The organism is Bradyrhizobium sp. 2TAF36 (genome assembly GCF_052114925.1).
In the GTDB taxonomy this organism is placed as follows: domain Bacteria; phylum Pseudomonadota; class Alphaproteobacteria; order Rhizobiales; family Xanthobacteraceae; genus Bradyrhizobium; species Bradyrhizobium barranii.
Genome location: NZ_JBFRFR010000021.1, coordinates 92,466 through 101,505 on the forward strand (window position 1 = coordinate 92,466; position 9,040 = coordinate 101,505).

The 9,040-nt window shown below is 63.8% G+C and carries 7 protein-coding genes; 3 read left to right on the plus strand and 4 right to left on the minus strand.

The annotated features are described in order from the left end of the window. Nucleotides 1-11: 11 nt before the first annotated feature. Genes AB4Z51_RS14155 through AB4Z51_RS14170 form a run of 4 tightly spaced genes read right to left on the minus strand, consistent with a single transcriptional unit; the run spans nucleotide 12 to nucleotide 5,247 of the window. On the minus strand, nucleotides 12-1,637 hold the full coding sequence (locus AB4Z51_RS14155) for an ABC transporter ATP-binding protein (protein WP_135214264.1): 1,626 nt from the start codon (nucleotides 1,635-1,637) through the stop codon (nucleotides 12-14). A 36-nt stretch (nucleotides 1,638-1,673) separates the two neighbouring features. After that, a complete protein-coding gene (gene ggt, locus AB4Z51_RS14160) occupies nucleotides 1,674-3,269 on the minus strand; it encodes a gamma-glutamyltransferase (protein WP_135214265.1) in 1,596 nt (531 codons plus the stop codon). Continuing rightward, a complete protein-coding gene (gene nagB / locus AB4Z51_RS14165; RefSeq protein ID WP_135214266.1) occupies nucleotides 3,266-4,042 on the minus strand; it encodes a glucosamine-6-phosphate deaminase in 777 nt (258 codons plus the stop codon). Before nagB ends, ggt begins: the two co-directional genes overlap by 4 nt. Beyond that, nucleotides 4,039-5,247 carry an ROK family transcriptional regulator gene (locus AB4Z51_RS14170; RefSeq protein ID WP_343287537.1) on the minus strand — a complete coding sequence of 403 codons (1,209 nt, stop codon included), beginning with the start codon at nucleotides 5,245-5,247 and terminating at the stop codon, nucleotides 4,039-4,041. Before AB4Z51_RS14170 ends, nagB begins: the two co-directional genes overlap by 4 nt. A 221-nt stretch (nucleotides 5,248-5,468) precedes the next feature. Here AB4Z51_RS14170 and AB4Z51_RS14175 point away from each other — a divergent pair, with 221 nt between their 5' ends. From AB4Z51_RS14175 to AB4Z51_RS14185, 3 genes are read left to right on the plus strand one after another with little or no spacing between them, the layout of a single operon-like run. Continuing rightward, a complete protein-coding gene (locus AB4Z51_RS14175) occupies nucleotides 5,469-6,980 on the plus strand; it encodes an ABC transporter substrate-binding protein (protein ID WP_135214267.1) in 1,512 nt (503 codons plus the stop codon). A gap of 57 nt (nucleotides 6,981-7,037) precedes the next feature. Further along, the gene (locus AB4Z51_RS14180) at nucleotides 7,038-7,979 is read left to right on the plus strand and encodes an ABC transporter permease (RefSeq protein WP_135214268.1); all 942 of its coding nucleotides are present in this window, start codon (nucleotides 7,038-7,040) and stop codon (nucleotides 7,977-7,979) included. Next, nucleotides 7,976-8,848, plus strand: coding sequence for an ABC transporter permease (locus AB4Z51_RS14185; RefSeq protein ID WP_028149198.1), 873 nt, complete (start codon nucleotides 7,976-7,978; stop codon nucleotides 8,846-8,848). Before AB4Z51_RS14180 ends, AB4Z51_RS14185 begins: the two co-directional genes overlap by 4 nt. The last annotated feature ends 192 nt before the right edge of the window (nucleotides 8,849-9,040 follow it).

Below are 9,040 nucleotides of genomic sequence, written 5' to 3' on the forward strand. Positions count from 1 at the left end.
AATGTGGTGGTTCAGACCGACGTGGGCGTCCTGCGTTGCCTGCCCGGGATCGCGGCCAGCAGTGCCTGCGTGTAGGGATGCTCCGGCCGTGTCAGTAGATCTGCCGTCGGCCTGATCTCGACGATTTCTCCGAGGCGCATCACTGCGATCCTGTCGCAGACCTGGGCCGCGACGTTGAGATCGTGGGTGATGAACAGCACCGCCAGCCGCAGCCGCGCCTTCAACGTCTCGAGCAAGGTGAGCACCTGCGCCTGGACAGAGACGTCGAGTGCCGACACCGGTTCGTCGGCCACCAGCACCTCTGGGTCGAGCGCCAGCGCGCGCGCAATTCCGATCCGCTGGCGTTGCCCTCCGGAGAATTCATGCGGAAAGCGTCGCGCGGCGCTCGGGTCGAGTCCCACGAGTGCCAGCAGTTCCTCGGCACGTGCGAAGGCCTGCGCCGGCGGGACGCCGTGCGCGATCGGTCCGTCGGCGATAATTCGCCCGACGCGGCGACGCGGATTGAGCGAGGCGAAGGGATCCTGGAACACCATTTGGACGTGCTTGCGGGCGGCCCGCAGGCCGGCACCGCGAGCCTCGGAGAAATCCAGTTCGCCGATACGGACCACACCGGCATCGGCGTCGGTGAGACGCATCACCAGCCGACCGATCGTGCTCTTGCCCGAGCCGGACTCTCCAACGAGGCCGAGCGTCTCGCCGCGCCGGATTTCGAAGGTCACATTCTTTACGGCTGCGACCTCGGTCTGCGAGCTGAACCAGTCGCTGCCACGATAGATCTTCGCAAGTCCGGTCGCGGCGCAGGCGATCGGTTCGTCCTCGACCCGGACCCGGACCGGCGGGGTCCCGCCGGGCACCGCGGCGAGCAGCCGACGCGTATAGGGATGCTGCGGGCGTTCGAGCACGTCCTCCACGGACCCCTGTTCGACGACGCGCCCCTTCTCCATGACCGCGACGCGGTCCGCGATGTCGGCGACGACGCCGAAATCATGGGTGATGAACAGCACCGCCATGCCGCGCCGCTGCTGAATGTCCCGGATCAACCGAAGGATCTGTGCCTGTGTCGTGACGTCGAGTGCCGTGGTTGGTTCGTCCGCGACCAGGATCGATGGTTCGAGCGCAAGGGCCATTGCGATCATGGCACGCTGACGCTGGCCACCCGACAATTGATGCGGGTAGCTGTGGATGATCCGCTCGAGGTCGCGCATGCCGACCTCTTCGAGGAGGGCGCGCAAGTGGGTTTGCCGCTCAGTTGGCGTGAATTGTCCGTGCGCCTCGAACGCTTCCATGATCTGGTCGCCGATCCTGATCACAGGATTGAGCGCTGTCATCGGTTCCTGGAAGATCATCGCGATGCGTCGCCCGCGCAACGTCCGCCATTCTGCTGCGGGGAGGTTCAGCAAATCGCGCCCCTCAAAGTGTATGGCCCCTGCAACCGGGCGAATGGCCCTGGGCAGCAGGCCCATGACAGCAGAGGCGCAGACCGATTTACCGGAGCCGGATTCCCCGACGACGCAGAGGATTTGTCGCGGATGCAGAGCAAGCGAAACGTCCTCGACGGCAGAGGCACGATCCCCGCCGGCGGGCAGCGCCAGCGTCAGCCGCTCGATCGACAGGATCGCCTCTATTGTCTCGCTCATGCTGTCCGATCCGACATCACGTCTTTCTCATCCTGGTCACGCCGCCAGTGCAATGCCGTCCTTGCGATGGTCCGACGCGCCGAGAATGACGCCCCTGGAATGATCGACGTGCACGGCCTGACAACCTCCGAGCGGTTCGTCCGCCCAGATCACGCGATGACCGCGCGCAATCAATTCGTCGGCGACGGAGCCGGGAATCGTGGGTTCGAGACTCAGTGTGCCATCAAACGCAAAGCTGCGCGGCGCATCCGAGGACTGCTGAATGTCGAGCCCACGATCGAGAACGCCGCTCAGGATCTGCATATGTCCCGCCGCCTGGTATTGTCCACCCATCACGCCAAAGGCCATGATCGGCTTGCCATGCTTCGCCAGCAGACCCGGAATGATGGTGTGAAAGGGACGTTTTCGCGGCGCAATCGCATTGGGATGTCCTTCGAGAAGGGAGAATCCCGAACCCCGGTTCTGCAATAGCACGCCAGCGCGAGGAGCGTAGATGCCGCTGCCGAACGCGAAGAAAAGCGAATTGATGAAGGATACCATGTTGCCGTCGCGGTCGGCGACCGCAACGTAGGCCGTGTCACGATGAACAGGCATGTCAAAATCCGCTGATGCGCTGGCACGCTTCAGGTCGACGGCGGAGCGCAATGCCGCAACTGACGCCTCTGAGAGTAGCGAATCGACATCGAGCGGACGGAATTCCGGATCGGCGACCAGCGCGTCGCGCTGCCGGTAGGCCGCCTTGGTTGCCTCGGCTAGGAGGTGAATGCGATCCGCCTCGCCGAGCGCCGGACTGGCCATGTCGAAGCCGGCAAGGATGCGGGCGATCAGCAGCGCCGCGACGCCCTGTCCGTTAGGCGGGCATTGCAGGATTTGATGATCGCGGTAGTCGGCGCTGATCGGCTCAACGTACTCCGATCGGGCACTTGCGAGATCTTCAAGCTGCATCACTCCGCCCAGCGCCTTCAATGTCGCGACGATTTCTTCGGCGACGGCACCTTCGTAAAACGTGGCGCGTCCCTCGCGTGCAATCCGGCGCAGCGTCGCGCCGAGTGCGGGATGATTGAGCTTGCTGCCGACGGCGGGCGCAGCGCCACCGGGCAGATAGACCGGTACGCCAGTCTGATGTCGTTCGATGCGATCGGCGTAGCGTGCCCAATCCAGTGCGGCGCGGGGCGTCACCACAAAGCCGGTCTCGGCCGCGCGGATCGCCGGCGCCAGAACCTCGTCCAGGCCTTTTGAACCATAGTCGCCAGAGAGGCGGCACCAGGCATCGACCGCACCCGGAACTGTCACTGCATGGGGTGAATCGTCCGGGATCGACGCCAGCCCGCGTTGCCGAAACCAGCCGAGCTCGGCCTTCGCCGGCGCTCGGCCCGAGCCGTTGACAGCGACGGGCTTGCCGGAGGCGGGAGCATAGATCGCAAAACAGTCGCCGCCGATGCCGGTCATATGCGGATCAATGACACCCTGGAGGGCGATCGCGGCAATGGCGGCATCGACCGCATTGCCGCCACTGCGCAGGATCTCGACCGCAGCGAGCGTGACAGCCGGATGAGAGGTCGCGGCCATGCCCCGATCGCCCACCGCCAGCGAGCGCCCCGGCACCATGAAATCGCGCTGTCCCCAGCTCATGCCCTTCTCCGATTGTTGTTGTGGGGCCGCGTGGCGAGGGCTGCGGCAGCCGGTTCATCGCAAAGGATATCGACGTTGCCATGCAGGCGGAGTGCCGAGGCAGGACAAGCTGTTGTGATCGGACCCTCGATCGCGGCCGCGAGTGCGGCTGCTTTCTCCGGTCCCTTCGCGATCAGGAGGATGCTCCGAGCCTCCAGGATTGTTGCTATGCCCATTGTGATCGCACGTTCGGGAACCGACGCCGGATCGGGAAAATTGATGGCATTCGCGATGCGGGTTGCCTCGTCGAGTCTGACCTCGCGGGTACGTGAGGCGAAATCCGAACCTGGCTCATTGAAGCCGATATGGCCATTGGCGCCGATGCCGAGGAGCAGGAGGTCGATGCCCCCGGCAGCCGCAATCTGCGCCTCATAGCGCGCGGCCTCGGCGGCGACGTCGTCGGCCGTGCCATCGGGGATCTTTGCCCGACCGGCTTCCATATCCACATGCCTGAACAAGTGCTGCTGCATATAGGCATGGAAGCTTCCGGGCGATTGGGGTGCGACGCCCACATATTCATCGAGGTTGAAACTCGACACCGTTCGGAATGAGATGAGGCCGGCGCGGGTCGCGGCGACAAGGCGGGCATAGAGCGGCGCCATTGTCGCTCCGGTCGCAAGACCGAGGGTAACCGGCCGCCGATCGTGTAGCCGCGCGATGACGAGCGCGGCTGCGCGTTCCGCGACGGCGGCGGCATTGCCGACAACTTCGATTCTCGGCGCCTGCTCCTTCATGCCGCGACATCTGCTGCCGTGAAAGGAAGAGCCAGCGGGCCCGCATCCTTGCCGATGCCAAACAACGAGCGATGCACGAGGTCGATCGCGCTTCCGATCGCGCCGATCAGCGTGGCGCGATTGCCGAGCGCGCTGAGCTCGATACGAACAGGCTCGCGCATGCAGCGTGCCAGATGTTCATCGATCCGGACCTTCAACTCGGGCCGCGCGCCGATGCTGCCGCCCATGATGATGATTTCCGAATCGAGGATGCTGTGCACGGCCAGGATCGCGGTCGTGAGGATCCGGCCGATCTCGTCGATCGTCACTCGCGCCGCCTCCTCGACCGCGAGCCGATCGAAGACATCGCGCACGGTACTGCCGGGCGCGCCGCCGAGCGCGATATAGCGTTCGACAATGCCGGCGCTGCCGATCGCGGTTTCCAGGGTGCCGAACCGAAGACCGCGCGCATCGTAGGGATCGCCCCCAAGCGGCAGGTAGGCTATCTCGCCGGCCGCCCCGCGTGCGCCGCGCACGAGATAGCCGTTCGAAAAGATGCCCATGCCAATGCCGGTGCCGACTGCGATGAAGGCGAAACTGCGCGCCTTGCGGCTGTTGCCGCGCCAGTGCTCCCCGATTGCGGCGAGATTGACGTCATTTTCGATAGCGACGTCGATTCCGAGCCGTTCGCGCAGCGCGGCCCTCACGTCCAGGCTATCCAGTCCGGGGATATTGGGCGCGATGACGATGCTGCCCGACGCTGGGTCGACCATCCCCGGACTTCCCATCACGCCGCCGCGCAAGCGTTGCGCCGATACGGACGCACGCTGAAGCAGGGCATCCTTCATGCGATCGATCTGTGCGACCACGGCAGCGCCGCCGTCGCAGGATGTCGGTTCGATGCTCTCGGCGACGATCTCACCGTGCAGATCGGCAAGTGCGACGTGCAGTTTCGTGCCGCCAAGGTCGATACCCAACACGAAGGCGGCATCCGGCCGGAGCGCATAGGTGACGGCGCTTCTCCCCACGCTGCCCTGGATTTGACCGTCCTCATGGACCCAGCCGTCGCGCTCGAGATCACGCATCACTTCGGAGATGGTCTGCTTGGACAGGCCCGTGCTGCGGGCGATTTCGGCGCGCGATACCGAGCGATCGCGCAGCAGGCGCTCTACCACAAGGCGCACGGATTGCTGTCGCGCAACGGGCGATGAGGGGGCGTCTGGCATGGGCCTCAATCCAATTAGTCAATATACCGAACTAATACTTCGCTTGATCTGTCGTCAAGGGGTGAGGCACGAGGATTTTGCGCTCTCGAAAGCGATGTATTGTAATTTAGTTCCATGATTTGTTCGAGACATTTACAAATAGGTTCAGTCGTGCTTGTCTTGACCTCCAACAGCAGAGCCTTGGAAGCCTTGGGATAGGCGTGCGACGAAAGGAATTCCGTATGAAGCGGACGGGCACGGCGTGGGCGGCAATTCTGATGATCGCATCGGGCCTGGTCTCGGCGAGTGCCGCGACATTGCGGGTCGGCATTCAGGACGATCCCGATGCGCTCGACCCGGCACTCAGCGGCACATACTCCGGCCGCTTCGTGTTTGCGGCGCTGTGTGACAAGCTCGTCGATATCTCCCCCGACCTCAAGATCGTGCCGCAGCTGGCAGAGGCATGGGAGTGGTCCGCGGACGGCAAGTCGATCACCTTTACGCTACGCCAGAACGTCACGTTCCACGATGGCACCGCGTTCGATGCAGCGGCAGTCAAGTTCAATATCGAGCGCATGAAGTCCATGCCGGATTCCAAGCGCAAGGCCGAGCTGGCGCCGGTCGCGAGCGTCGAAGCGCTTGCCGCGGACAAGGTGAAGTTCAACCTGTCGGAGCCGTTCGTGCCGCTGCTTGCCAATCTCAGCGATCGTGCCGGCATGATGGTCTCGCCCAAGGCCGCCACGGAGAAAGCCGGGGAATTTGCGGCCGCGCCGGTCTGTGCCGGTCCGTATCAATTTGCCGAGCGCAAGTCGCGCGACCTCATTCGCGTCAAGAAATATCCCGGCTACTGGAACGCTGCACGGGTCGGCTATGACGAGGTCGTCTACTACTACGTTCCCGACTCGACCGTGCGGTTGTCGCGTGTCCGGGCGGGCGATCTCGATCTCGCGGAGCGTATCGCGCCGACCGATCTCAAGACCGTACGCGACGATCCCAACCTCGCCCTGCATTCCGGCCAGGGACTTGCCGTCTCGCATCTGATGTTCAATGTCGGCGCGGGCGCGAAGGCCGATACGCCACTCGGCAAGAACTCGACGCTGCGTCAGGCCTTTGAGCTGGCGATCGATCGCAATGTCATCAACCGCGTTGCCTTCAACGGCGAGTTCCTGGCGGATAACCAGATGATCCCGCCGTCATCTCCGTTCTACGATAGCGCGCGCAAGGCGCCGGCTCGCGATGTTGCCAAGGCCAAGGCAATGATTGCCGCCGCCGGAATGACTCGCGTGCCGGTCGAGATCCAGTACGAGAATACGGCCGGCGATTCCCGGGTCGCACAGATCATACAGTCGATGGCGGGCGAGGCCGGTTTCGACGTCAAGCTGCTGCCCATGGAAACGACCACGGCCATCGAGCGCTACATGAACGGCAATTTCGAAGCCTATATCGGCAACTGGAGCGGCCGCGCTGACCCGGACCCGACGCTGGTCGCCTTTTTCAGTTGCGCGGGCTCCCAGAACGTCAACAAGTACTGCAACAAGGATCTCGATGCGATCCTGAACCAGGCCCGGGGCGAGGCTGACGAAGCCAAGCGCAAGGCACTCTACGCCAAAGCGACGGACATTTACCTGACGGCGCTCTCGTCGATTCCCCTCCATCACCCGAACTGGTTCTTTGCGGCCCGCAAATCGGTCGGCGGCATCGTCATGGTGCCGGACGGTCTGTTGCGCCTGGTCGGTGTCAGGCCTGTGAATTGATGTGCAACGCCTCGCGCCCGCCGATGCGCTCGTCCTGGTGAGGACCAGTCTGCCCCGATGAAGAGCTTGCTTCTGCGCCGGCTTGCCGTCCTGCTGCCGACCCTGTTGCTGGTGTCGATGATGGTGTTCGGTCTGCAGAAACTGCTGCCCGGCGATCCTGCGCTGGCGCTCGCCGGAGAAGAGCGTAATCCCGAAGTCGTTGAATATCTTCGGCAGAAGTATCGCTTCAATGATCCGATCCCGGTGCAATACGCCGTCTGGCTGAAAGCCCTGGTGCACGGTGACTTCGGCACGTCGGTACGCACCCGATTACCGATCGGCACCATGCTGGCGGAAAAATTGCCGGTGACCGCTGAGCTCGCGACCCTGTCGATGCTGGTCGCGCTGCTCGTCGGGTTGCCGATCGGGATCTTCGCGGCGCTGGGGCGCGGGACGCCCTTCGACTACGGCGCCAGTCTGTTCGGGCTTGCCGGACTGTCGATCCCGCATTTCTGGCTGGGGATCATGCTGATCCTTCTGTTCTCGGTGAATCTCGGCTGGCTTCCGGCCGGAGGTTTCGTTCCGCCGTCCGAGAGCGTGGGAGGCAACCTGCTTTCGATGCTGATGCCCGCTTTGGTGCTCGGCACGGGCACCGCTGCGATCATGATGCGCCATGTCCGCGGCGCGATGATCGAGGCGATGAAGCAGGACTACGTGCGCACCGCCCGCGCGAAGGGCGTCCGCGAAAGCACCATCGTGATGCGTCACGCGTTGCCGAACGCGCTGATTCCCGTGGTCACGCTGGGCACACTGCAATTTGGCGAACTGCTGGCCGGCGCGGTGTTGACGGAGCAGGTCTTTTCCATCCCGGGTTTCGGCAAGATGGTCGTCGACGGCGTGTTCAGCCGCGATTATGCCGTGGTTCAGGCGGTCGTGCTCTGCACAGCAGCCGTATTCCTCCTGATGAGCCTGATTGCCGACGTGGCCTATGTGCTGCTCAATCCGAGGCTCAGGTCATGAGCTCGATTGAGACGGTGCCGGTCGCAAGTCAGGCACGCGCCGCCGCTCCTTCGGAAATTCGTCGCCTGTTGCGCGAACCATCCGCCGTCATCGGGGCCACGATCATCCTGTTCTTCGTCGTGCTGGCGGTGTTTGCCTCGTGGATTGCGCCGTACGATCCAAACTCGCCGGACTGGATGGCGATTCGCGCGGCACCCGGTGCGGCACATTGGTTCGGCACCGACGATCTCGGTCGGGACGTGCTGTCGCGCGTGATCTTCGGCACGCAAGCCTCGCTTGCCGCCGGCATCGTCTCCGTGACGGTCGCGGTGCTGATCGGCCTTCCGTTTGGTCTCATGGCCGGCTATTTCGGCGGCCTCACCGACATGGTGATCTCGCGCTTCGCCGATGCGCTGCTCGCTTGCCCCTTTCTGGTGCTGGCGATTGCGCTCGCCGCGTTCCTGGGCCCCAGCCTGCAAAATGCGATGATTGCCATCGGCATTTCCGCCGTGCCGGTGTTCGTTCGTGTCGCGCGTGCCGAGACGCTGGTTGTCTGCACCGAGGATTACATCGCCGCGGCCCGGTCCCAGGGCCTCGGCCATCTCGCCATCCTGACCGGACAGGTGCTGCCGAACGTGCTTGCGCCGACGATTGTGCAGGCGACGCTGACCATGGCGATTGCAGTTCTCGCCGAGGCGAGCCTGGCCTTTCTGGGGCTTGGCCAGCTTCCTCCGGCCCCCTCATGGGGCGCCATGCTTGACGTTGCCAGGCAATTTCTCGGCGAGGCGCCATGGATGGCCTTCTGGCCCGGCCTCGCGATCATTGCGCTCGTCATCGGCTTCAACCTGATGGGTGACGGCCTGAATGATGCCCTCAATCCCAGGCACTAGATGGAAGACGAGCCTGTTCCGCTGGGGGACTCCGCGGCGTGGCCTAAAGCGGGATGGGGTTAGGTTGAATCGATTTGGGATTCCCAAATCGGTGTGTTTCTGATTCACCATTCTGGCTGGGTTGGAGGCCAGCATGGATGGGCAAGCCTTATTCTCTGGATCTTCGCAAGCGTGTCGTGTCCGCGATCGAGG

What these genes read in the sequence shown, in the direction of transcription:
- AB4Z51_RS14185 (WP_028149198.1), top strand. Translation starts at nt 7,976, where the DNA reads ATGAGCTCGATTGAGACGGTGCCGGTCGCAAGTCAGGCACGCGCCGCC.
- ggt (WP_135214265.1), bottom strand. Translation starts at nt 3,269, where the DNA reads ATGAGCTGGGGACAGCGCGATTTCATGGTGCCGGGGCGCTCGCTGGCG.
- AB4Z51_RS14170 (WP_343287537.1), bottom strand. Translation starts at nt 5,247, where the DNA reads ATGCCAGACGCCCCCTCATCGCCCGTTGCGCGACAGCAATCCGTGCGC.
- AB4Z51_RS14175 (WP_135214267.1), top strand. Translation starts at nt 5,469, where the DNA reads ATGAAGCGGACGGGCACGGCGTGGGCGGCAATTCTGATGATCGCATCG.
- AB4Z51_RS14155 (WP_135214264.1), bottom strand. Translation starts at nt 1,637, where the DNA reads ATGAGCGAGACAATAGAGGCGATCCTGTCGATCGAGCGGCTGACGCTG.
- nagB (WP_135214266.1), bottom strand. Translation starts at nt 4,042, where the DNA reads ATGAAGGAGCAGGCGCCGAGAATCGAAGTTGTCGGCAATGCCGCCGCC.
- AB4Z51_RS14180 (WP_135214268.1), top strand. Translation starts at nt 7,038, where the DNA reads ATGAAGAGCTTGCTTCTGCGCCGGCTTGCCGTCCTGCTGCCGACCCTG.